Source organism: Shewanella nanhaiensis (assembly GCF_019457885.1).
Lineage (GTDB): Bacteria > Pseudomonadota > Gammaproteobacteria > Enterobacterales > Shewanellaceae > Shewanella > Shewanella nanhaiensis.
In genome coordinates this window covers 92,616-116,283 of sequence record NZ_JAHZST010000010.1, presented here as the reverse complement: position 1 = coordinate 116,283, position 23,668 = coordinate 92,616, and the positions used below count along the sequence as shown (strand labels likewise).

The 23,668-nt window shown below is 43.4% G+C and carries 17 protein-coding genes; 7 read left to right on the top strand and 10 right to left on the bottom strand.

Features of this window, described 5'->3' with window-relative positions; translation table 11 throughout:
* Positions 1-46: 46 nt before the first annotated feature.
* The 5 genes from K0625_RS14565 to K0625_RS14545 all read left to right on the top strand — a co-directional run bounded on the left by K0625_RS14565 (position 47) and on the right by K0625_RS14545 (position 7,802).
* On the top strand, positions 47-3,811 hold the full coding sequence (locus tag K0625_RS14565; protein WP_220110355.1) for a nitrate reductase subunit alpha: 3,765 nt from the start codon (positions 47-49) through the stop codon (positions 3,809-3,811).
* A gap of 11 nt (positions 3,812-3,822) precedes the next feature.
* Positions 3,823-5,361 (top strand): nitrate reductase subunit beta, encoded by a 1,539-nt coding sequence (gene narH / locus K0625_RS14560; protein WP_220110354.1) that lies wholly within the window; start codon positions 3,823-3,825, stop codon positions 5,359-5,361.
* Between the two features lie 2 nt (positions 5,362-5,363).
* On the top strand, positions 5,364-6,095 hold the full coding sequence (gene narJ / locus K0625_RS14555) for a nitrate reductase molybdenum cofactor assembly chaperone (RefSeq protein ID WP_220110353.1): 732 nt from the start codon (positions 5,364-5,366) through the stop codon (positions 6,093-6,095).
* A 9-nt stretch (positions 6,096-6,104) separates the two neighbouring features.
* Complete coding sequence (gene narI / locus K0625_RS14550; protein ID WP_220110352.1) at positions 6,105-6,782, top strand: respiratory nitrate reductase subunit gamma; 678 nt, start codon at positions 6,105-6,107, stop codon at positions 6,780-6,782.
* Positions 6,783-6,989: 207 nt separating this feature from the next.
* On the top strand, positions 6,990-7,802 hold the full coding sequence (locus K0625_RS14545) for a peptidylprolyl isomerase (protein ID WP_220110351.1): 813 nt from the start codon (positions 6,990-6,992) through the stop codon (positions 7,800-7,802).
* A gap of 332 nt (positions 7,803-8,134) precedes the next feature.
* Here K0625_RS14545 and K0625_RS14540 read toward each other — a convergent pair whose 3' ends face one another.
* From K0625_RS14540 to rmuC, 10 genes are all read right to left on the bottom strand, one after another.
* On the bottom strand, positions 8,135-8,614 hold the full coding sequence (locus K0625_RS14540) for an HPP family protein (RefSeq protein WP_232847110.1): 480 nt from the start codon (positions 8,612-8,614) through the stop codon (positions 8,135-8,137).
* 127 nt (positions 8,615-8,741) lie between these two features.
* Positions 8,742-9,107, bottom strand: a complete 366-nt coding sequence (locus K0625_RS14535) for a ribonucleotide reductase subunit alpha (RefSeq protein WP_232847109.1) — start codon at positions 9,105-9,107, stop codon at positions 8,742-8,744.
* Between the two features lie 224 nt (positions 9,108-9,331).
* Positions 9,332-11,062 (bottom strand): bifunctional protein-serine/threonine kinase/phosphatase, encoded by a 1,731-nt coding sequence (locus K0625_RS14530; RefSeq protein ID WP_220110348.1) that lies wholly within the window; start codon positions 11,060-11,062, stop codon positions 9,332-9,334.
* 75 nt (positions 11,063-11,137) lie between these two features.
* Positions 11,138-12,613, bottom strand: coding sequence for a NarK family nitrate/nitrite MFS transporter (locus tag K0625_RS14525; RefSeq protein WP_220110347.1), 1,476 nt, complete (start codon positions 12,611-12,613; stop codon positions 11,138-11,140).
* A gap of 315 nt (positions 12,614-12,928) precedes the next feature.
* Positions 12,929-14,932, bottom strand: coding sequence for a transglutaminase TgpA family protein (locus K0625_RS14520; protein WP_220110346.1), 2,004 nt, complete (start codon positions 14,930-14,932; stop codon positions 12,929-12,931).
* The gene (locus K0625_RS14515; protein ID WP_220110345.1) at positions 14,929-15,918 is read right to left on the bottom strand and encodes a DUF58 domain-containing protein; all 990 of its coding nucleotides are present in this window, start codon (positions 15,916-15,918) and stop codon (positions 14,929-14,931) included. The genes K0625_RS14520 and K0625_RS14515 overlap by 4 nt, the downstream gene beginning before the upstream one ends.
* Positions 15,919-15,935: 17 nt before the next feature.
* Positions 15,936-16,847, bottom strand: coding sequence for an AAA family ATPase (locus K0625_RS14510; protein ID WP_220110344.1), 912 nt, complete (start codon positions 16,845-16,847; stop codon positions 15,936-15,938).
* A gap of 97 nt (positions 16,848-16,944) precedes the next feature.
* A complete protein-coding gene (locus K0625_RS14505) occupies positions 16,945-17,673 on the bottom strand; it encodes an EAL domain-containing protein (RefSeq protein ID WP_220110343.1) in 729 nt (242 codons plus the stop codon).
* A 177-nt stretch (positions 17,674-17,850) separates the two neighbouring features.
* The gene (locus K0625_RS14500) at positions 17,851-19,803 is read right to left on the bottom strand and encodes a transglycosylase SLT domain-containing protein (RefSeq protein ID WP_220110342.1); all 1,953 of its coding nucleotides are present in this window, start codon (positions 19,801-19,803) and stop codon (positions 17,851-17,853) included.
* Positions 19,804-19,852: 49 nt separating this feature from the next.
* Positions 19,853-21,349 (bottom strand): DNA recombination protein RmuC, encoded by a 1,497-nt coding sequence (gene rmuC / locus K0625_RS14495; protein ID WP_220110341.1) that lies wholly within the window; start codon positions 21,347-21,349, stop codon positions 19,853-19,855.
* Positions 21,350-21,881: 532 nt separating this feature from the next.
* Here rmuC and msrP point away from each other — a divergent pair.
* Together msrP and msrQ are read left to right on the top strand one after the other, a co-directional pair.
* A complete protein-coding gene (msrP, locus tag K0625_RS14490) occupies positions 21,882-22,898 on the top strand; it encodes a protein-methionine-sulfoxide reductase catalytic subunit MsrP (protein ID WP_220110340.1) in 1,017 nt (338 codons plus the stop codon).
* Between the two features lie 53 nt (positions 22,899-22,951).
* Positions 22,952-23,596: a protein-methionine-sulfoxide reductase heme-binding subunit MsrQ gene (msrQ, locus tag K0625_RS14485; RefSeq protein WP_220110413.1), complete on the top strand. Its 645-nt coding sequence runs from the start codon at positions 22,952-22,954 to the stop codon at positions 23,594-23,596.
* The last annotated feature ends 72 nt before the right edge of the window (positions 23,597-23,668 follow it).

The following is a 23,668-nucleotide window of genomic DNA, read 5'->3' as shown; positions in this document are numbered from 1 at the left end:
ATCTTCAATGATTTTGGTTGTTGTCTTAAGTAAATGGAGTAAAAAGATGAGTAATTTTCTTGATCGCTTACAGTTCTTAAAGAAGAAAACTGGTGAGTTTAGCGATGGTCATGGTGAAACCACCAACGAGAGTCGTGAATGGGAAAACAGTTACCGCCAACGCTGGCAACATGACAAGGTCGTGCGCTCTACCCACGGGGTAAACTGCACGGGTTCATGTTCCTGGAAAATATATGTTAAAAATGGTCTAGTGACTTGGGAAACTCAGCAAACTGATTACCCTCGTACACGACCAGATCTCCCTAACCATGAGCCCCGCGGCTGCCCTCGTGGTGCTAGCTACTCTTGGTATCTCTACAGTGCTAACCGTCTAAAGTATCCTAAGGTTCGTAAACCTTTATTGAAGTTATGGCGCCAAGCAAGAGCAAACCAAGATCCTGTCAATGCTTGGGCATCGATTGTAGAGGATAAGGCGAAAGCTGATTCATACAAGTCAAAGCGCGGCATGGGGGGATTCGTTCGCTCTAGCTGGGATGAAGTTAATGAAATTATTGCAGCAGCCAACGTCTATACCACAAAGACATTTGGTCCAGATCGCGTCATCGGTTTCTCGCCAATTCCTGCTATGTCTATGGTCTCTTACGCTGCCGGAGCTCGTTATCTTTCTCTTATCGGTGGTGTGTGTTTAAGTTTCTACGATTGGTATTGTGACTTGCCGCCATCATCGCCTATGACTTGGGGTGAGCAGACTGATGTGCCAGAGTCTGCCGATTGGTATAACTCCAACTACATTATCGCTTGGGGTTCGAACGTGCCTCAAACCCGTACACCCGATGCTCACTTCTTCACTGAGGTTCGCTATAAGGGGGCTAAAACAGTTTCAATTACCCCTGATTATGCCGAGGTTTCTAAGCTTACCGATGAGTGGTTAAATCCTAAACAGGGTACGGATGCTGCATTAGGTATGGCATTTGGTCACGTTATCTTGCGTGAATTCCACCTTGACAAGCCGAGCGAATACTTCACCAACTATGTACGACAGTATACCGACTTCCCTATGCTGGTGGTGCTTGAGAAGCATGATGATAACTCGCTTAAATCAACGCGATTCTTACGTGCATCAGATCTCGCAGACAACCTAGGTCAGGATAACAACCCTGAATGGAAGACAATTGCAATTGATGAAAATTCAGACGAGTTTGTTTCACCAACGGGGTCTATTGGATATCGCTGGGGTGAGAAAGGTAAGTGGAATATTCAACAAAGGGAGGGCAAGGCAGGTAAAGAAACTAAGCTACAACTCTCTTTGATTGGTGGTGACATATCGCCTGTTTCATTCCCGCACTTTGCCGGTGATGATGCCAATAAGCACTGGGTTTCTTGTGATCAGGACCAAGTACAGGTTCGTAATGTGCCAATTAAGAAGATCACTACCATTGATGGTGAAGAGTTAGTTGTTGCAACGGTATATGATTTGATGATGGCTAACTACGGTCTGGACCGTGGGTTAGGCGGTGAAAATGTTGCTTCTAGCTATGATCAAGATATTCCTGGTACGCCAGCATGGCAGGAGAAGATCACCGGTGTATCTCGTGACAAGGTGATTAAGGTTGCTCGTGAATTTGCTGATACGGCGGATAAGACGCACGGTAAGGCGATGGTTATCGTTGGCGCCGCGATGAATCACTGGTACCACATGGATATGAACTACCGTGGTCTTATCAACATGGTGATGATGTGTGGCTGTGTGGGTCAATCTGGTGGTGGCTGGTCTCACTATGTTGGCCAAGAAAAACTCCGTCCGCAAACGGGTTGGCAGCCTCTGGCATTTGGTTTGGATTGGTCTCGTCCACCACGTCAGATGAACGGCACCTCCTTCTTCTACAACCACTCTTCGCAGTGGCGCCATGAGAAAGTCAGTGTTCATGAGGTGTTATCACCACTGGCCGATAAGTCTGAGTTTTCAGAGCATATGCTCGATTACAACATTAAAGCTGAGCGCATGGGTTGGTTGCCATCAGCACCACAACTTAATATGAACCCGTTACATCTAGCCAAGCAGGCGAAGGATGCAGGTATGGATCCTAAGGAGTATGCGGTTCAGCAGCTTAAGTCAGGTGAATTGAAGTTTGCTTGTGAGGCGCCAGATGCGCCTGAGAACTTCCCTCGTAACATGTTTATCTGGCGTTCTAACTTATTAGGCTCTTCAGGAAAAGGTCATGAGTACATGCTCAAGTACCTACTTGGTACTAAGAATGGCGTGATGAACGAGGATCTTGGTAAGCGAGGTGGATTTAAGCCAGAAGAGGTTGAGTGGGTCGATCAAGGTGCCACTGGTAAGTTAGATCTTGTGACGACGCTCGATTTCCGTATGTCATCGACCTGTATGTATTCCGACATTCTTCTTCCAACAGCTTGTTGGTATGAAAAAGATGATTTGAATACATCGGATATGCACCCATTCATTCACCCACTATCAACAGCGGTCGACCCAGCTTGGGAAGCAAGATCTGACTTTGAGATCTATAAAGGTATCGCAAAAGCTTTCTCTGAGGTTTGTGTTGGACACTTAGGTGAAGAGACTGATTTCGTTACTGTTCCAATGCTCCACGACACCCCTGGTGAGTTAGCTCAACCCTTTGATGTTAAAGAGTGGAAGAAGGGGGAGTGCGATCTGATACCTGGCGTGACTGCACCGAACATGGTGGTGGTCGAGCGTGATTACCCTAATACCTATAAGAAGTTTACCTCCTTTGGACCAGCGCTGGATAAATTAGGTAACGGTGGTAAGGGGATCAACTGGAATACCGATGATGAGATTTTGCTACTTGGCGATCTTAACCATCGCAATACCGATGAAGGGATCAGTGAAGGTCGTCCTATTATTGAGACGGCAATCGATGCTGCAGAAACAATCCTGACTCTTGCGCCTGAGACGAATGGTGCGGTTGCGGTTAAAGCTTGGGCTGCGCTCAGTGAGTTTACCGGTATCGACCATACTCACCTTGCTAAGCCAAAGCAGGAGGAGAAGATACGTTTTCGTGATGTGCAGGCACAACCACGTAAGATTATCTCTTCCCCCACTTGGTCAGGCCTTGAAGATGAACATGTGAGCTACACCGCAGGGTACACCAACGTGCATGAATTAGTGCCTTGGAGAACCATTACGGGCCGTCAGCAGTTCTATCAAGATCATAAGTGGATGCAAGCCTTTGGTGAGCAGTTTGTCTCTTACCGTCCACCTATTAACACTAGAACCATTGATCTTGTTAAAGGCACTAAGCAGAACGGTAATAAAGAGATTGTCCTTAACTGGATCACGCCACACCAGAAGTGGGGTATTCACAGTACTTACTCAGATAACCTGCTTATGCTGACTCTATCTCGTGGTGGTCCGATTATCTGGATGAGTGAGGTGGACGCAAAAGATGCGGGTATTGAGGATAACGACTGGGTTGAAGTCTTTAACGCAAACGGTGCTATCGCTTGTCGCGCTGTAGTATCTCAGCGTGTTAACCAAGGTATGACAATGATGTATCACGCTCAAGAGCGTATCGTCAACGTACCTGGAAGTGAGATGACAGGTACCCGAGGTGGCCACCATAACTCAGTGACTCGTGTAGTGATGAAACCAACCCATATGATTGGTGGCTACGCCCAACAGTCTTGGGGCTTCAACTATTACGGTACAGTTGGTTGTAACCGTGATGAGATGGTTGTGATTAGAAAGATGGACAAGGTTGACTGGTTAGAGGGATCGAACACTGATGACCTGCCACGTCCTTTACCAACCAATCCAGATGAAGCTTAAGGAGTAGGACCATGAAAGTACGTTCTCAAATAGGTATGGTACTTAACCTTGATAAGTGTATCGGTTGCCATACTTGTTCAATTACTTGTAAAAACGTCTGGACCTCGCGTGAAGGTGTTGAATATGCCTGGTTCAACAATGTAGAAACCAAACCTGGGATAGGTTATCCCAAAGAGTGGGAAAACCAAGATAAGTGGAATGGGGGCTGGGAGAGAAAATCTAACGGTGATATCCAACCTCGTATTGGTGGTAAATATCGCGTATTAGCTAGCATTTTTGCTAATCCAGATATGCCAGAGATCGATGATTATTACGAGCCATTTGATTATGACTATCAGCATCTTCACACAGCTCCAGTTGTTGAGCATCAACCTACGGCGCGCCCACGCTCTGTCATCACTGGCAAGCGTATGGAGAAGATTGAGTGGGGGCCAAACTGGGAAGAGATCTTAGGTACTGAGTTCGAAAAGCGTAGTAAAGATAAGAACTTCGATAACATGCAGAAAAATATGTATGGCGAGTTCGAAAACACATTCATGATGTATCTTCCTCGCCTTTGTGAACACTGTTTGAACCCTGCATGTGTTGCATCTTGTCCATCTGGCGCAATCTACAAGCGTGAAGAGGATGGTATCGTTCTTATCGACCAAGAGAAGTGCCGTGGTTGGAGAATGTGTATCTCTGGATGTCCCTATAAGAAGATCTATTACAACTGGAAGTCTGGTAAGTCAGAAAAATGTATCTTCTGTTACCCACGTATTGAAGCGGGTATGCCGACTGTCTGTTCAGAGACTTGTGTGGGCCGTATTCGTTATCTTGGCGTGCTTCTATATGATGCAGATAAGATTAAAGAGGTGGCCTCAACGGCATCTGAAACAGATCTCTATGAGAAGCAGCTTGAGGTGTTTCTTGACCCATTCGATCCAGCTGTCATTGAGCAAGCTCGTAAAGATGGTGTTGCTGACTCTGTCATCCAGGCTGCTCAAAAGTCGCCAGTTTACAAGATGGCGATGGATTGGAAACTCGCACTGCCACTACACCCTGAATACCGCACGTTACCTATGGTTTGGTATATCCCTGCACTTAGCCCAATTCAAAGTGCAGTTGAAGCTGGAACATTAGGTAAAGCGGGTGTGATCCCTGATGTGAAGTCACTGCGTATCCCTGTTAAGTATCTTGCTAACTTGCTGACAGCAGGGGATGAAGCACCCGTTGTCACAGCATTAGAGCGTATGCTTGCAATGCGTGCATATAAACGTGCGGAGAACGTAGAGGGAGTAGAGGACCTCGAGGTGCTTGAGCAGGCAGGACTGACTAAGAAACAAGCCGATGAGATGTACCGTTATCTTGCTATCGCAAACTATGAAGACAGGTATGTGATCCCAAGCGGACATCGTGAGATGAACGTGCCAGAAGCATACGGCGAGAAGAGCGGTTGTGGCTTTACCTTCGGCAATGGATGTAGCGATGGGCAAAATGGCGTCAATATGTTTGGCGGTAAGAAGATCTCCCAGCGCAACGTAATTAAGACTGTTCAGGTTGAGGATTAATTATGTTGCTACTTAAAGTTATTTCACATCTATTGGACTATCCAACTCAGGCACTTTTTGATGCTAAAGATGAATTGCTCTGTGTTGTTGAGCAATCAGATATTAGCGTTGAAACTCAAACTGGGCTTACCGGTTTTATCTGTGAGCTTACTCAGCGAGATCTCTATGATGTGCAGGAGAGCTATGATCTTCTGTTCGATAGAGGCCGGGCGCTGTCTCTGCTTTTGTTTGAACATGTACATGGTGAATCCAGAGATCGTGGCCAAGCCATGGTGGATTTGATGAATGTCTACAAAGCTAATGGCTTTGAAGTGGATTCATCGCAGCTTCCTGATTACATTCCGCTCTATCTTGAGTTTCTCAGCCTGCAAACACCTGAATTCATTCAGGAGTGGCTAGGGGATATCAGTCATATATTGACCATGCTCTCAGAGCGACTTAAAGAGCGTGATTGTTATTACAAGGTGCTGTTGGACTCACTTATTGAGGTGTCTGGTGTTGAGGTTGAACGTGCTGAAATTGCGCAAGCGGTGAGCAAAGAGGAGCGTGATGATACTGTTGAAGCCATAGATAAAGAGTGGGAAGACAGGGAGATCCGTTTTGATGATCCCGCTGTTGGTCAATGTCCTAGTGCGGGAATACAACAATCGCAAAACGCTTTGGATCCAAATACGGTTCATCAGGTACCCATTAAGTGGCACGAGGCTGACGCCGCACAAGTGTCTGGATTGTAGGAGATTATTATGTCAAATTTCAATTTTTTTCTGTTTGGGATCTATCCCTTTATCGCCCTGTCGGTGTTCTTTATTGGCTGTTGGATAAGGTATGACCGTGAGCCGTATAGCTGGAAAGCTGACTCGAGTCAGCTACTGGATCAAAAAGGCTTCTGGGTTGCAAGTAACATGTTTCATATCGGGATTATCTTTATTCTCGGTGGTCACTTTGTGGGATTGTTAACGCCTGAGTCAATCTATCACCACTTTATCTCAAGTCCTGATAAACAGCTTCTGGCCATGGTCAGTGGTGGTTTCTTTGGCGTTATCTGTTTAATCGGATTAGTGATGTTGATAAAACGTCGTCTGAATAACCCAAGAGTTAGAGCTACATCCAGACGTTCTGATATTGTGGTGTTGTTTATGTTACTGATCCAATTGGTATTGGGTCTATTAACTATCGTGGCTTCTATGGGGCATCTCGATGGCTCTGTGATGATCTTGTTAGCGACTTGGACGCAGAGTATTGCGACTTTCCAAGGTGTTCAAGCTGCAGAGGCGATTGAATCGGTGAACTTTATCTATAAGCTGCATATTTTGGTTGGCTTAACTTTGATAATGATCTTTCCGTTTACTCGTTTAGTTCATGTTATCAGCGTGCCGGTTAAATATTTTGCGAGAAGCTATCAACTGGTTCGTCAACGTTAATTAAAAAGTGAGATGTAAATGATATCAATTGAATAGAGGTAGATGAGTTGTTTATCTCTATTTAATTATTTCTTAACTATTTAAATGTTACTAACTCTTATTTTAAATTAAATGTTACTGCTGTTGTTAAGTGCTTTGATATAAGCGTAAGTTGATATTTATAAATGCAGTTATATTTAATCAACAATTACCAGAAGAGTCCTAATTATGAGTTCATGTGGTTCAAATCAGTCTACAATCCCGTCAAAAGAGAGGTTGCCCGTTATCTCTGTCAATGGAAATCCGATAGAGGAGACACTACTTGCAAATGAACTTCAGTATCATCCCCACAGTGAGTTTGATGTTGTTGTTCAAAGAGCTGGCCAAGCGTTAGTCGTTCAAGAGTTATTGCTACAACAAGCGGTTAAATCAGGGATAGATGTTACAGGAGATAATGAGGAGGCTGGAGTTCAGCAGTTACTAAAAACGCAGGTTAAGTATGATGATCCTAAAGAGGATGACTGTTTGCGCTATTTTAATAACAATCGCCACAAGTTCACGACAGCACCGCTGATGGAGGTTGATCATATTTTGTTGGCTGCGGCCAATGACGATCTTGATGCAAGAGATGATGCTAAGAGTGATGCAATGGACATTATCTCTACCTTAAAAAACGATCTTAAACTGTTTGGAGAATTAGCTAAGCACCACTCGGTATGCCCTTCAAAAGAGACTGGTGGTTCCCTTGGTCAGATAAGTAACGGTCAAACTGTGCCAGAGTTTGAGCGCCAGTTGATGATGTTACCTGAAGGCTTGGCAGAGAAACCACTTGAGTCACGTTACGGTCTTCATGTGGTGAATGTTGCACGAAAAGTGGAGGGAAAAGCACTAGATTACCCTATGGTTCAAGATAAAGTTCGGGGCTATCTAGTTCACCGCGCTTCTCACTTGGCAATCCAGGCTTATATTCACGGCTTAGTGGAAGAGGCTGATATTCAGGGGATAGAGGTCAGCTTCTCTGATAAGAATATGCATGTGTGATAGTGGATATTGCGTTGTCTAGGAGAGCAAATCGCTCTCCTTTTTTATGAGTAATAATACCAATCAGTATAAAGATTTGATCGCTCAGCGAGAGTTTAGCGGTTCTGAGGCAAGGCAACGAGTGAAGAGCATAGTTATTCTACGGTTAAGCTCGTTAACGCAGTATCAGAACCGCTAAAACTCGCCTGTAAGGAGTGTTTTTGGCTGCCTACTTCTGCGTTGAATGAACTTACAAGGGAACAACCATTACATCATCCATTCGCCTTGAATTAGTTTGCCAAAAGACACTCTGAGTAGATCAACTTCTTATACTGATTGGTATAACTGTCTGATTAATCAATGACAAATGGATTTTTCTCCCTGAAGGTTGCGACTGCCATGGCGATAGAGAGTAAAATGATGGCATTAAAAAAAACTGGGACAATAATAAAGTAGTAACCCAGTTCATGGACGTTAGCGCCGCCAATCACAGCCGTGACTGCGGTTGCTCCTCCTGGTGGGTGCATACAGCCAGTGTTATGCATCAGTAGCATGGCAACACCTATGGCAACGGATGAGGCCAGTATTGGATTTGGAATAAGATAATAGGCACTGATCCCGATAAAGGCAGAAATAAGGTGGCCGCCGACTAAAGGCCAAGGTTGGGAGACTGGACTGTGAGGTATACCGAAAATTAGCATAGCTGATGCACCTGTGGAGGCTAAGATCATCGGCATATTATCGGCTTCGAGAATACTATTACTGAAAAATGAGGCGCACAAGGTCGCAAAAAAAGCACCTATGATGGAGGCGAAAACTTCCCTGTTCGACATAGATTTCATTGGCATAAGAGATAAGTTATTATCTGTTTAAAATATCAGCATAGCAGTCTTGATTAGAAACACAATAGCGCTAAATAAAACATAGGGTTACAGGTTAGCGACTGATAAGTATGGCCTTTTAGCCATGGGATTCTAGTTGGATTGGATTTTCATCTCTATCGAAAATCACATATCGGCCGACTCCATTTCCTGTTTCAATATCGTTCGCCATCTTGTTTAAGAAAGGCTCCGCTTCCTCTGTTGTAGGAGCGATACCATTATCACCACTTAAACTGGCCACAAAGACAAAATTCCACTGCTTTGCGATTGAATCCGCCTCTTTGACTAATGCATCAAAAGAGCTCAATTCTGAGGGGAGTTTATCGACACACATAACAGGAGAGATGGTACCCCTTTGGTGTTTCTTACTTTTTTTAGGGTTTGTTGCTTCTGCATCAGCAAATAAAAAAAGTAGACGTTGAGGAGCCGATTGTTCGGATGTCATCTGTAATAACTCTTTAAACATTTTAATCATGAATACTCACCGTTATTTTTGTTTATTATGGAAGACCTAAAATATAATTAGTGACTACCACCTATTGTATATATGAATATATCATCCTTGATGTCTCTGTTATTATAGTTAACAGATAGGCTTATTTATTGATCGAAACAGGGTTAAAGCTAGATAAATTAACTTTTCCACCTTTATATTTTAATTCGTTATTATTAGCCCTGCTTAAACATGGCAACCACCAAGATCAGCATTAATATCCAAAATCCTGAGAGAAGTTGCCAAAATAATACCTGGCTCTTATTCTTTTTAGCCTTAGGATCGTCCCTTAAAAAAATGGGGTTTGGGTTCCTTAAGTCCGTTAAGAAATCATCGATAACTTCATAACGCTCCTCTAAGTCGAAGGCGACTCCTCGTTGGAGTGTTCTATCAAACCAGATAGGAATAATGGGGTTCACGTCACTGGCAGGGATATAACGAAGGCGGTCATACTCGAAGGCCGTTTGGCACTCCTCTATCTTGTCACCATAGGGGAGCTTTCCACAAAAGAGTTCGTAGCAGATAGTCGCTAGGGCGTAGAGATCCCCCTGTATTCCCGTGTTTTTTCCTAACAGGTATTTAGGATCTGAGTAAGTGGCTGTGCCGAGGACACCTTCATGATCCAGTGGCACAAAAATCTCTGCGACACCAGCAACAAAAACAGATCCAAAATCGACAATTTTTATCTCATTGTCCTGATTAATGAGTATATTCGCTGGTTTTAAGTCTTGATGTATGGTTTCCATTTTATGGAACTCACTCAAGCCTTTTGCCACCTTTTCGATAATGGATATGGCTATTTTAGGTTTAGGGAAGTGGTTTTGTTTCATCCACTTATCTAAAGAAACTCCATGGACATACTCCATTAAATAGTAGAGACAAGTTCTGGGGCGTTTCTGCTCAATGATCTTAACGACGTACTCACTGTGTATCCGCTTTCCTATCCACTCCTCTTGAATAAACCTATCGATATACCCTGTATCCTCCTCAAAAGTGACTGAGGGGGTTTTCATGACGACTCTCTCGCCAGTTTCGCTGTCCTCAACAAGGTAGAGTTGGCTGCGGCTACTGGCAAACAACTCCTCCATGATCTGATATCCATCGAGGATCACGCCAGGCTCGAGAGGAGGAGGAAAAGGGAGCCGAGTGAGTTTTGTGTTGTAATCATTGAGGCTTTCATTAGGTAAGCCTGTGATATGGGCAATGACGCCACTGATGTTATCATCACTGCCATTATCTAAGGCAAGTGCAGCAAGTTTGTCTATCTTCTCCTGCTCTGTAAGCTGGGAGGAGAGCACCTCTATCAATACAGCTTCATCGACAAAGTCGTGTATGCCATCAGATGTGGCTAATAATATGTCACCAGTTTCAAGATCGACTGAGCCGTAGTCAATCTGCAGACAGTTATCCATTCCTACGGCACGAGCAAGGAAGGTTCTACCAGTCCCAATACTGGCAACATGATCTCGGGTCAGTTGGGTTAGCTTCCCATCGCGTAGCAGGTAAGCACGACTGTCACCCACATGGAAGAAGTGGCAGGTTCTGGATTTAATCACCATGCCAGTAAAAGTGGTCAGGTAACCTTTCTCCTCATTGGCAAACTCATGACTGCGTTTGAAGAGGGTAATATTGATACTAGAGAGTAGTTTTTGACCTGCGTGTTTAACCGACCAAGTCTCAGGTGTGGGATAGTAGTCATTGATAAAGCGTGTCACCGCGGTGGCGCTAGCAGCTTTGCCAGCCTCGGCGCTGCTGACACCATCGGCAACGACTAACAAGATCCCCTTATTGTCGAGTAGTCTTGTCTCATTGGGCACAAAAAAACCAACAGCATCCTCATTTATCTCTTTCAGGCCTTGTTGAGTATGGCTAGCAAGATCAATATTTAAACTGTTGGTTATTTGCATATTTTGCTCATTTTTAGTTTAGGCAAAGAGTAAACACATTATCAGCTCAGCTAAAAAGCTGGCAAGCTGTGTAAATTAGTTCACATCAATAAGTTCCACCGTTCCATCTTCGTTCACCTCTGCCATATGTCCCTTAGGCTCATTAAGGAACATGGTTGCGATAAAGATAAACAGAGCCGAGCCTGATATGACCAAGAAGAAGGTGCTGTAATCTACAAAAGATAAAACCGTTAGATAGGTTACTGCACCTACATTGCCGTAGGCACCTGCCATACCAGCAATCTGGCCTGTCATGCGGCGTTTGACCAGTGGCACTATGGCAAATACAGCGCCTTCACCTGCTTGAACGAAAAAGGAGCAGAGCATAGTTGCCATCACGGCTAGGGGGATAAACCAGCCGCCATCGACTTGACTGAGTATGGCATAACCAACAGCTAAGCCGCCGACTAAGATCATCAAGCTCTTGCGTCGTCCAAACTTGTCACTAAACCAGCCTCCAGTTGGGCGGGCAACCAAGTTCATAAAGGCAAAGCCTGAGGCCAGTAACCCCGCTTTTACTGGATCTAGCCCATCAAATGTTTCTAAGAAAAACAGAGGCAGCATGGAAACTACCGCAAGCTCAGAGCCGAAGGTAACAAAGTAAGCAACATCGAGAATGGCAACTTGTTTAAACTCATACTTCTCAATGTTAGGCACACCATGGGTCAGGTTCTCCTTATTGACTCGCCAGATGGAGTTAACCTGAATAAAAAATAGCACCAAGAGTGACGCCCACATGATGTACATGGTTTCAGTGGTGAATAGGTTTACCCCTGTTGGTGATAATTTCCAAGCCAGCACGGCGAGGGCGATATACATGGGGATATTCATAAATAGATAAAAGTAGAAGTCTTTCCAACTTGTGACCTCCAAACCACCAGATTTTTTAGGTTTAAAGTAGGTGGAGCCTTTTGGTGTGTTACGGGCTGCAATGTAGAAGAATATGCCGTATAGACCTGCTAAGATCCCGGTGCACGCTAAGGCGTAGCGCCAACCATCATCACCACCAAATGCGTAGGCTAACGTTGGCAGAGACATTGCCGCAGCGGCAGAGCCGAAGTTCCCCCAGCCACCATAGATCCCCTCGGCAATGCCGACCTGTTTAGCTGGGAACCACTCACCCACGAGTCGAATGCCAATCACAAAGCCGGCGCCCACAAAGCCTAAGAGAAACCTGAACAGGGCTAACTGTTCAAAACTTTGGGCCATAGCAAAACCGAGACAGATAAATGAGGAGATGATGAGTAAGCTACTGTAAATAATTCTTGGACCGTATTTATCAACTAAGATCCCGACCACAATGCGAGCAGGTATGGTAAGCGCAACGTTTAAGATGAGTAGGGCTTTTACCTGAGCACTGGTTAGGTCGAACGCTTCCTTAATAAATACCATTAAGGGGGCGTGACTAAACCAGACGACAAAAGACAAGAAAAAAGCGAACCATGTTACATGAAGCATTTTTATTTTTGGATCTGCAAAATTGAGCAGATTCATTTTTCCTTCGTTTGACATTTTATTAGCTCCAACATCTGATGTTGCGAAAATATAGGTGATTTGTGAATCCGTTTAGTGTGCTCTTATGACAGGAACTCTTTATTGACTTGTATCAAAAATGGTCAGTTTTTTTGACCTGAGTAGGGTTTTTACCGTTAACTTACGGCTGAATATGGGGCTGCTTTGATCTAGATCATCTTAATTTTTGGACGGAACCGAAAAGAAAAATGGAATTTTTGCAGAGGAAATGACAAGAGGTTTAATTTTTACCTATTTAGGTATACCTCATGGTGGGTAGTTTGAACTGCCTTGAAACCTGCTTCGTGTCAGGGTTTACAGTTTCTTCTTGATCTGTTTGAAGAGACGTAAAAACAGTTTTGAAATCTTTTTTTGACCCTCTTTGGTAAGAGGTTGGTATTTTAGTGCAATGTAATATTGGGTGAAGAGTGCAAATTCATTAGCAAGGGAGGGCATGGCTAACTCAACTCTTTTACCATAATCAAGGGGTCCCTCATCTAGCCTTCTTTCTAAACCTTTACCACTTAGTTTGTTGCATATCTGTGTGTACTTTGTTGCGTGCTGTTCGCCGCGTTGACGAAAAGTGAGTAGACCAGCACTATACGCAATAGTGAGACCGATGAGTGATATTGCTATCAACATAAACAGGGACATCTTCTGTTTAGTCACCCCTCCGAGCAACTTTTGAAGCACGCGTTGCTGTTTATTGCTGTCGAAACCGAGCACCCAAACACTCCAGTAATAATCCATACTGGCTAAGGAGAGCCTTAGTTTATTCAGCAGAGGAAACTCTCTTAATCTTAATGGACTAAAGGGGCTATCTAACAGATAACTTGATTCAGGCTGAAAGATGGCATCAAACCCCTCTAAAACACGCTGTGGTGCGATCATCGCGGTTGGATCAAACCTAACCCAGCCTTTACCCTCTAACCAAACCTCTGCCCAAGCGTGTGCCATATATTGATAAACACTCAGATATCCTGCTTGCTGGTTCCACTCCCCCCCCTGATAGCCTGTGACGAGTCTGGTTGGAATGCCGGTTTTTCTGGCGATAAAGGTGAAAGCACTGGCGTAATGAACACAAAAGCCTGCTTTGTTTTCAAAAAGAAAATCATCAATCTGTTGCGGTCCGACTCGAGGAGGTGAGAGTGTGTAAAAGTAATCCCCCTGATTGAAGTAGTTCATTAGCGCATTTAGCCTCTGAAGCGGGTCTGGGTACTCCTGCATCAATTGATTGGCAAAGGCTTGGGTTTTTAGGTTGCTTGCTTCTGGTAGTGAGAGGTTTATCTGTTTCACTTTATCATCGAGAACTGGACTCATGGGGGACTTGAGGTAGGATTGAACTCGGTAGCGGTATTGCTGATCGACAGAGCGTTTTGCATAGAGGCGGTAATCGGGCAGATTACTGATGTTACTGTCATCACTAAAGGCAACATCGAGTCCATATAGCCAGTTTTGATAGCTAGGCTCTGCGATAACACTATAATTGACTGGATTTCCTAAAGGGCGGGCTCTACCAGAAACAGTAAATTGAACATCTTTCTCTATCTGTTTAATACTCTTATGTTGAGTCCAAACTTTGCCATTATAATCCTCCATTACTAGTGCACGCCAGTACAGGAGATGATTGGTGGGAGGAGACCTATCAAATTCGGCGCGAAATGCCAGAGATGCTGAGCGGGTGAGTTTCTCAATATCCCCAAAACTGACTTGATCTGATAGCCCCGTTGTTGCGGAGCTGTTTTGTGGCACCATCCACAGGGGAGGGAGTTTAGGGAGTACAATAAAAAGTAGGGCTGCCAGAGGTAGGCTCTGTATGATGAGTTTACTCCCCATTAAAGCCGTCTCTTTTAGCTTATTGCCCTCATGGTACAGACTAACCAGCACGCAAGTATTGATGGTGGTAACAAGGCCCAAGATTAATGTGTAGATGATAGATTGCTGGTTGATAAAGGTAAGGGCAATAAGGAAGTAGCCCACCAAGACAACCGTTCTTACATCTCGCCTTTTTCTCATCTCTATGTATTTCAGCGCATAGCCTAAAACAAGTAGATTGATCAGCCCGTTCAATAAACCTATGCTATTGATAATTAAGGCGAGGGTGATGGCTGAGCCTAAGGCTAAGAGGGTGACTAAATAGCGTGGTGGTTTGGCGACTTTACCGATAAATATGCCCAGTCGCCATAGTAGACAGATCCCGCATATGGCCATTGTCCATGGGGTGAGCTTCTCATACAGAGGGAGCAAGATTGCTACATTTGCAAGCAGCAACCATAACAGGCTATGCCGGGAGATGATCTCGCTGTGCTCACTGCTCATGTTCGTGTCTCAGGCTTAGCAGGTACCAGAGCAAGTGCCTGAAGGCAACTTATCCTGTGAGCTTCCCCATCAGCAGGTTGGATGGTTCTCTCCCCAAGTTGTAGACCGAAGATCTGCCCCTTTTCACTTAATCTATCTACTGAGTGTGTCAGTTGACTCAATCTGCTCTCAAGAGAAGTTGGAGAAAAGTCGGTTAACGACAGCCATTGTGGCTCTCCCTGTGGCTGTTGAAACTCCTTGGTTAACATCCCTCTTCCTTGAGCGAGTTGTTTCCAAGCTACCTGTTTAAGAGACTCACCTGGGATATGTTGCCTTAAGCCTTTGAATTCATCCACGCCAGGGATATGGCCCCCTTGGTCATCGGCAACATAATCTTGCTCACTGTCAAGGTGGGAGAGTCGCTCATTCGCTTCTAACGGCGCTGCATAGACAATGTGTTCATTGTCTAGATCTACATGTGACCACGCTCTGCATAATCCAAGTGGGTAGCGGGATTCAATTTTAAGTCTTCCCGGTGATACTCTTCCCCTGCGCTCATTGATAAAAGGGATAAGTGAAGTACTGGCTTCATTGGTGACTTTTTTAATGACCTTTATTTGATTATTTGGGTAATTGAGTAGCACTTCATATTGCGGTTGGCTGGCATATAAACGAACTGGAAACACTAAAGTGTCTCCGGCATAGGCTTGGGGAGACAAGGTTGAGGAGATAGTCATGCCTGCTAAGTTTCGGTAGCTGTAGATGATGCAGGTATTAAAGACGCTTAGTAGCAGTAGGCTTAACCCTATGACTAAGTTGTTTTGGTAGTTTGTACCAAAAAGAAAAAGCAACAAGACTAATGTTAGCCATAAGAGTCCAAACCCTGACGGTAGTATAAAGACACTTCTATGGGCCAAGGTCACTTTCGTCGCAGCAGGAAGTCGACTGTTTAGCCATTGGTTAAACCATTGCTTTAATTTTCCTGGTTTTCTGCGATTACTTACCATAATTTTAATGTGAAAAATTAAAGAATTGGATTGATATTGCTAAGGATTTTTTGCGATATCGCTTCACCTTGCTGCTGACTACTACTGCGGATCCTGTGTTCGGCAACCGATGAAAATACCGCTTGGACATCTTCGGGAACCAGATAAGTTCGACCTTGAATAAAAGCCCAAGCTTTAGCTGCTTGCAGTAGTGCTTTACTGGCTCTTGGTGAAAGGCCAAAGCCCTCTTTTTGGACTCGTGATGCATCAATTAGCGCCAGTATATAGCCAAGTAGGGCATCGGAAGCACTAACTTTGTCTACCATCTGTTGCTGTTCAATCAGTTCAAGTTGGGTGATACATTGAGGTAGAGTTGTGATCTGTGGCGATTGGACATAGCTTTTCAGCATCTCAAGTTCTGCATCTGCAGAGGGGTAACCAATGGAGAGCCGCATCATAAAGCGATCGAGTTGTGATTCAGGTAGGGGAAATGTCCCTGATTGCTCACTAGGATTTTGGGTTGCAATAACAAAGAAGGGGTTAGGCAGCGGGTGAGTTACCCCATCAACGGTGATCTGGTGTTCAGCCATGGCTTCAAGAAGTGCACTTTGGGTTTTTGGGCTTGCACGGTTTATCTCATCGGCTAAGATCATCTGTTTAAAAATGGGCCCTGGGTGGAAAATAAACTGTGATTGTTCGCTGTCGAATATGGAGACACCTAAAATGTCAGCAGGTAGCATATCACTGGTGAACTGAACTCTTTGATAACTCAGGCCTAGGGTTTGTGCTATGCCGTGAGAGAGACTGGTTTTACCCATTCCAGGGAGATCTTCGATAAGCAGATGCCCTTTTGCCAGAATGCAGGTGAGGGCCAGCTTTATCTGATCCGGCTTGCCCAAGAGTACCATTTCGAGTTGTTTGATGATCTGGGATAGATTTTGCTGTGTCATCTGATTCCTTACAGCGGTTATCATTTATTAACTGTCTGATAAATCAACTATGAGCCAAAGTTTGACTAGGATCCAGTTTAGTTTCATTTATCTTCTTTTATCCCCTTATCTCCTCTTTTTCTGCTGATATTTGCGGGATTAATTTGACAGAAGTCGGTGTTTTGACGAATTGATCTTTGAATAGAAAGCCCTGAACGAGATCTATCTGCAGTTGACGGGCAAGCTCAAGTTGCTCTTCTGTTTCTATCCCTTCCAAAACCGTTAACTTATTGCTGTTTTTTGCAAACTGAATAAGGGCTTTTATCAGATTAAGTTCATCTTGTGATGTTTTATTAAACCAGTCGATATCAAACTTAAGCGTATTGACCTGACTCAAAAGGTCAAGGGAGATCATTGAGTGTGGTGCGCCTATATCATCGAGTGCAACTTTAATCTGTTTAGCTTTAAGTTGTGATAGCAGTTTACTCGATAGCCTAGCATCGTTAATGCAAGTGTTTTCTATCAGCTCAACTGTGATCTCCTCACGAGATGCAAGCAGTAGAAGTAGTTCATCGAAGTTGTACTCAGCCGCATGGGGATCTAGGTTGATAAAGAGGGGATAGGTTAAATTTGAGTGACGGATCTGAAATACTTTTGCCTTGTACTCAATGACAGAAAGTAGCTGCTCCTCTTTATGGAGTTGCTCAAAGACAATATTAGGTGGTGTGCTATTGCCGTGGTCATCATTAAACCGAGATAGCGCTTCATATCCAAAAACATTTAAGCTTTTGCTGTCTATCAGAGGCTGGTATTCAGCACTTAAGTAGAGTCTATCGAGTGGGATCATAAATGTGAGGTACTCTTAAACGAAATAATTATTATTCACATTCTAGTTTAAGAGTCTAAAACTTTTACCTTAATAGGGTCTGATCGCTAGATTTTTCAACAATTATTTGAAGTTAGGCTAATGAAAGCGATAAATTTTCCATTCATTAGCCTATCAGTGAGATTGTAATAGTTAATATTAGTATTTGTAATTGAGCTCTTCAGCTGAAAACAGTTCAGGGGGTTTGTTTTGCTTAATCTGATAGATAACCCGATAACTTAATACTGCTTGCACATATTCGCGAGTTTCTGTGAAGGGAAGTGACTCGATAAACGCGATCACATCTAATTGACCATTGGACTCTTTAAGCCAACGTTTTACCCTGTGTGGGCCAGCGTTATAGGCGGCCGTTGCAAGTACTCGATTATTGTTAAACTGCTTGAGTAGTGAAGAGTAGTAGGCACTGCCAAGGGGGATATTTGTATCTGGGTGATACAAGCTTCGTGTTCCCTTGTACTTGAGTTTATACCTTTTTGCAGTCTCTTTTGCTGTTGCTGGCATAAGCTGCATCAGGCCTCGAGCACCAACACCTGAGGTTGCGTATGGATAAAAAGCACTCTCTCGTCTGGCGATAGCCCTTATCTCATCGATATCGACCTTATATCGCTTGCTGGCTTTAACGAACTCATTATCTGCTGCATAGGGAAAACGGATTGTCATGTCGTTCCACAACTTTCCTTGAATGCTGGCTTGTACGCCCAAAGAGTGCCACTGATTTTTTAATGCTAACACTGCGTACTCTTTCTGCATGGCTTTGTCATGTCTACTGAGCATAAGTACCCATTCAGCTCTGGCATCAATATTTTTATCCAGTGCAAGGAGCTCAATAACTCTCGCTAGCCCTTTATCCAGATTGAGTGCTTGATGATGTGTGGGATCACTGACTGATAAGGTATCTTGCAACTGGTATTCTGAGTCCAGTTTATCGGCTGCTGAAAAACCGTAAAAGTTGCGCTGCTGGCTTAGATTTTCTAGGTTTGTCGGATCGAGATTGCCTTTTCTGTCCGCATCTCTGGCTAGCCAATATTGCCACCTTGATTTAGCCTTTTTTTGCTCACTAAGCTGAGGTAAGTAGCTGCTTATAGCTTGCTGATCATTTTCGCGAATGGCCCATCTGAGTCTAAGTTCAACCAGATCGTCACTATCTAGCAGAGGCAGCATGGTATCGACAAAGGTTTTTAATCCATCATCTTGACGGATCACAGCTCGTCTAACTAAGTAACGGCTCAGTTTTCTACCTTGATAGTCACTGAACCTATCCGCTTTTTGGTAGCTGGCGTACAACTTTACAGCTTGCTTTAGATCTTTTCTGGATAACTTTCGCAGACCAGCATCGACAATATCTGCGTAGATCTTTGCCGATGATGAAAAGGTGCGAGTATGGCGTAGACTTCTTGGATCTTTATAGACACTCAGCAACTTTTTGGCCGCTTTTTGCTGCGTCGTTATCTTACGTGACAGATAGGTTAATAAGCCATATTGATTCGCATTAAAGCTTAATAACATGCGTGACCAGATCAACTCTTGGGTGATCTCGCCAGTCTTCCCCCAGGCTTTAAATAGTGGGTCACACTCTTTAGGTCGTGATTTTCCATATAACCAAAGTGACTTTGCGCCTTTGTACGCCGCTGTTTTATCGCCTTGTGAGAGCTGAGCTCGGTAGAAATAGCATTGTAGGGTGACGCTTTTCGGTGAGTTTGGACTGACTGCTAAAAAGTCACTCCAGCGTTTTTGGGCGCCGGCGCGATTGAGGTAACGGTATCTGGCGGTATTATAAAGAGGGGTATGTTTAAACTGCTTGATGGCTTGTTCGGCCTGTTTGCCTTTAAGGGTTAAGATGTTATTGATATCGGCATGAAAATCGAGATAGATATTTAGGGGGTAATCATCCAGTTTTGCTCTTAAGCGGGTGTAGGTTTCGGTTTGACGTTTATCCAATGCCTTACGTGCATCAAGGTAGGTTTGCTGCTCTTGGGTAAGTGGTGCACTGTGAGCTAGATTGATAACAGCTAAACATAAAAAAGCACATTGCAGCGCGATTAAGCGCGGCACATGAGATAAAACCTGCTTGAAAGTGTTAATCAACCGCATCTACATCTTCCTTAAAATATCCATATTCTTTGACGGTCAAGCGAGTGTATTAGTTCAACGGCTTGTCATCTAATTGGTAGTCAGATAGGGCTTGATCTAGCATACGTTGATCAATTTTTTTACTGGTATCAACACCTAGCTGCTGCATCTGATGCGCCTGCTTGATTAAGTTTCCTTTACCGCTGGAAAGCTTATTCATGGCATTTGAGTAGCTTTTTTCCGCTCCATCAATGGCTCTACCTAACTTTTCCATGTCTTCGATATAACCACAAAGTTTATCGTATATCTTGCCTGCTTGCTTGGCGATCTGTTGTGCGTTTTGGTTTTGGTATTCATAACGCCAGATATTGTTGATTGTTCTCAGTGCAACGAGCAAGTTTGTCGGGCTGACGATCATGATATTTTGTTCTAATGCATAGTTCACTATACTTGGGTCGTGCTCAAGCGCCAGAAGGAATGCAGGCTCTAGAGGAATAAACATAAGCACATAGTCAAGGCTTGTTAGTCCATGGAGCTTTTGGTAGTCCTTGTTACTTAGACCTTTTATATGGCTACGAACCGAAATTACATGTTCTTTAAGAGCCTGTTTTCGTACCTCTTCCTCATCACTGTTAAAGTAACGCTCGTAGGCGATTAGGGACATTTTGGCATCAATAACCACATCTTTATTTTCTGGAAGATGAACAACTACATCGGGCTTAAAGCGTTTGCCGTCATCGTTTTTAAGGTCGGTTTGAGTGTCGTATTCATGCCCCTCTCGCAGACCACTCTCCTGTAAAACACGCTCTAAAATGACCTCTCCCCAGTTCCCTTGTTGTTTATTATCGCCTTTTAATGCATTGGTTAGATTAACGGCATCACGGCTCATCTGCAGATTGAGTGCTTTTAATGACTCAAGTTGGTGGTTAAATGCACTTCGTTGTGATTGTTCATTGGTATAGGATTCGCTAACCTGTTTTCTAAAACCCTCGAGTTGTTGCTTAAAGGGGGCAAGTACTGAGTCGAGTTGATTTGTGTTTTGATGTTGGAACTTTTCCGAACGCTCCTCAAATATTTTGTTCGCGAGGTTTTCAAATTGAGTATTTAACCTCACTTCAGCACTTTCCAGCAGTGCGAGTTTATCTTCTAGCGCTTGCTGCTCCGCTTCAAATTTGACCCTAAGGGTTTGTTGCATGGCGTTAGATTTAGATAATGCAAGCTGGGCTTCCATCAGTTTACGTTGGATCTCTTTGAGCTGAAGTTCTAAACCACTGCAGCGCTCAGCATCAGCTTGTGCCTTTCCTAAGGCGGATAATTGCTGTTCAAGCTTGAATTGTAGCTGTTCCTGTTGCTGCTCTTTTTCACATAAAATGGATTCTTTATGTTGTAGATCCTGCTGATACTGCTCTATCTCCTGTTGATGGATATCATTCAGGTGCTCTTTAGATAGCTCCCAGCGGCGCCGGGTTAGTTTTTGGTTTAATAGCGCACCAATTAAAAGTGAAAGGAAAGCGACCGCGATAAGTGCGGCAATTTGGGGAGCTGTAAGAGTAATATCTATGGGCATGGGAAGATGGCCTTGGTCAGAAAGAGGGTTAAGATTCGCATTTCGACACGGCTTCTTCAAGTCGGATGAGCGTAAATGAATAACTCTTAATCGTATGTTGTTATTGTGTTACGTAACTGGGCCGTTATTACTAATAAATGGAGGGTGTTGGGAGCTATAATAGAGAAGGATAGTTTTTACAGTACTTGAGTTATTAGTTTAAGTGTCAACTAACTTGAAATTGATCTGATGTTTAAGCGGTCTGTATATACCCAAGCGACCTCAAGATGCTCGTTTCAGAGCTCCCGTAGGATTGCTGAACAAGGCAGTGATTGAGGATAATGGTTATTCCCTTGTTGATATCACTAACGCAGTGCAGGGATTCTACGGGAACTCCCGAAGGGCATGGCGAGAAGCAACATTTTTCTGTGTTATGAAATATTGAATTAGAATAACTAGTCCTACTATTTCATGCCTTGAACTCTGTCACTTTTCGACATGCTGAATCCTGCATCTTGAAGTTGTTTGGGTATAAAATTAAAAGGGGTATTCAATGCATTTTATAAAAAGACCATCTTGGGACACAGTTAAGAGTTCAGATATCACCCCTGAATCTGTGTTTAATGACCGACGAAATATAATCAAAGCCTTAGGCTTAGGGGCTATAGGAGCGAGTATTCCAGGGCAAGTTCAGGCTGGTATTTTTGACCTGTTCGGTAAGAGTCAACCCAGTACGCCTTTTATTACTAGTCCTTTGGCATTTACCGTCAATAAAGGCTTTGAGTTGAGTGAGGCTAAAACCCCATTTTCAAAGGTATCGACTCATAATAATTTTTACGAATTTGGTACAAGTAAGTCTGATCCCGTGGAAAATTCACAGGGATTAAAGGTGGATCCTTGGTCTCTGGTGATCGATGGGGAGGTTGATAACCCCATAACATTAGGCTTTGAAGATCTTACTAAGATGATGGCGCTGGAAGAACGAACTTACCGTTTACGTTGTGTCGAGGCCTGGTCTATGGTCGTTCCTTGGGTGGGATTTCCTTTGGCTGCATTATTGAAAAAAGTGGGAGTTAACAGCAGAGCAAAATATGTGGCTTTTGAGACCCTGTTTGATCCGGATCAGATGCCTGGACAGAAAAGTCGCTTAATGGGAGGGGGGATCCATTATCCCTATGTTGAAGGTTTAACCTTAGCTGAAGCGATGAATGATCTATCTTTCTTAGCTGTGGGTTTATATGGAAAAAGCTTGCCACCTCAAAATGGGGCGCCCATTAGGTTAGTGGTTCCTTGGAAATACGGCTTTAAAAGCATTAAATCTTTAGTTCGGATCCGAGTCATGGATAAGCGTCCACCAACAAGCTGGAATCAACTTGCTCCACAAGAGTATGGTTTTTATGCCAATGTTAATCCCGATGTTGATCATCCGCGTTGGTCTCAAGCAAGTGAAAGACGAATTGGTGAAGGAGGTTTATTTTCTGCAACACGAATTAAAACTCGTCCATTTAATGGTTATCAAGAACAGGTCGCAGATCTTTATCGAGATTTAGATTTAAGAAGAAACTATTAATATCCATTTAGCTTGCTTTGTGGTCCAAAGCAAGCTTCTCTCGTTTTGGAGTGATAATGCGCTTAACAATGAAGCACTTATTTTGGTTAAAGCTGGCTATCCACTTGTTAGCCATTTTACCTGTCGTTTATTTAATTCTATTAATTATTTTGGATAAAGCGGGAGGCGATCCTGTTCAATATATCATCCATTACACAGGTATAGGTGCGTTAAATACTTTAGTCATACTTTTATGTATCTCACCAATAGCACGTAAGTTTAAACAAGGTGTCTTGATACAGACTCGCCGAGTCATTGGGCTTTATGTATTTGCTTATGCAAATTTGCACATTTTTGCATTTATTAGTTTAGACCTATTATTTGCATGGTCATTACTATTTGAGGAAGTAGTAAAAAGACCTTATATATTAGTAGGAGCAGTTTCATATATTATTTTGTTTTTATTATCTATTACTTCATTTAAAGCTTTGAGACGAAAGATGGGAAAACGTTGGCAGCAGTTACATAACCTTGTATATCTTTTGGCACTGCTCGTTCCAATTCATTTTTACTGGTCTGTAAAATCGGAAGTGATAGAGCCAGGGATCTATATTGCTCTAACAAGCTTACTACTCTTGATAAGGTCACCACTCCCTAAACTATTTTTAGAGTTTTATTTGCGATTAAAAAATAAACTAGGTAGCTTAACCTCAAGCTAATTGATATTTGAAACACCTAATTTTACTCATTAGCTTTTTTGCTGGCTCGAGTATATTTCAAGAAATAGTCCT

Excerpts from the sequence above, each read along its gene's own strand:
- K0625_RS14565 (WP_220110355.1), top strand. The coding sequence starts at position 47 with ATGAGTAATTTTCTTGATCGCTTACAGTTCTTAAAGAAGAAAACTGGT.
- narH (WP_220110354.1), top strand. The coding sequence starts at position 3,823 with ATGAAAGTACGTTCTCAAATAGGTATGGTACTTAACCTTGATAAGTGT.
- narJ (WP_220110353.1), top strand. The coding sequence starts at position 5,364 with ATGTTGCTACTTAAAGTTATTTCACATCTATTGGACTATCCAACTCAG.
- narI (WP_220110352.1), top strand. The coding sequence starts at position 6,105 with ATGTCAAATTTCAATTTTTTTCTGTTTGGGATCTATCCCTTTATCGCC.
- K0625_RS14545 (WP_220110351.1), top strand. The coding sequence starts at position 6,990 with ATGAGTTCATGTGGTTCAAATCAGTCTACAATCCCGTCAAAAGAGAGG.
- K0625_RS14540 (WP_232847110.1), bottom strand. The coding sequence starts at position 8,614 with ATGTCGAACAGGGAAGTTTTCGCCTCCATCATAGGTGCTTTTTTTGCG.
- K0625_RS14535 (WP_232847109.1), bottom strand. The coding sequence starts at position 9,107 with ATGACATCCGAACAATCGGCTCCTCAACGTCTACTTTTTTTATTTGCT.
- K0625_RS14530 (WP_220110348.1), bottom strand. The coding sequence starts at position 11,062 with ATGCAAATAACCAACAGTTTAAATATTGATCTTGCTAGCCATACTCAA.
- K0625_RS14525 (WP_220110347.1), bottom strand. The coding sequence starts at position 12,613 with ATGTCAAACGAAGGAAAAATGAATCTGCTCAATTTTGCAGATCCAAAA.
- K0625_RS14520 (WP_220110346.1), bottom strand. The coding sequence starts at position 14,932 with ATGAGCAGTGAGCACAGCGAGATCATCTCCCGGCATAGCCTGTTATGG.
- K0625_RS14515 (WP_220110345.1), bottom strand. The coding sequence starts at position 15,918 with ATGGTAAGTAATCGCAGAAAACCAGGAAAATTAAAGCAATGGTTTAAC.
- K0625_RS14510 (WP_220110344.1), bottom strand. The coding sequence starts at position 16,847 with ATGACACAGCAAAATCTATCCCAGATCATCAAACAACTCGAAATGGTA.
- K0625_RS14505 (WP_220110343.1), bottom strand. The coding sequence starts at position 17,673 with ATGATCCCACTCGATAGACTCTACTTAAGTGCTGAATACCAGCCTCTG.
- K0625_RS14500 (WP_220110342.1), bottom strand. The coding sequence starts at position 19,803 with ATGCGGTTGATTAACACTTTCAAGCAGGTTTTATCTCATGTGCCGCGC.
- rmuC (WP_220110341.1), bottom strand. The coding sequence starts at position 21,349 with ATGCCCATAGATATTACTCTTACAGCTCCCCAAATTGCCGCACTTATC.
- msrP (WP_220110340.1), top strand. The coding sequence starts at position 21,882 with ATGCATTTTATAAAAAGACCATCTTGGGACACAGTTAAGAGTTCAGAT.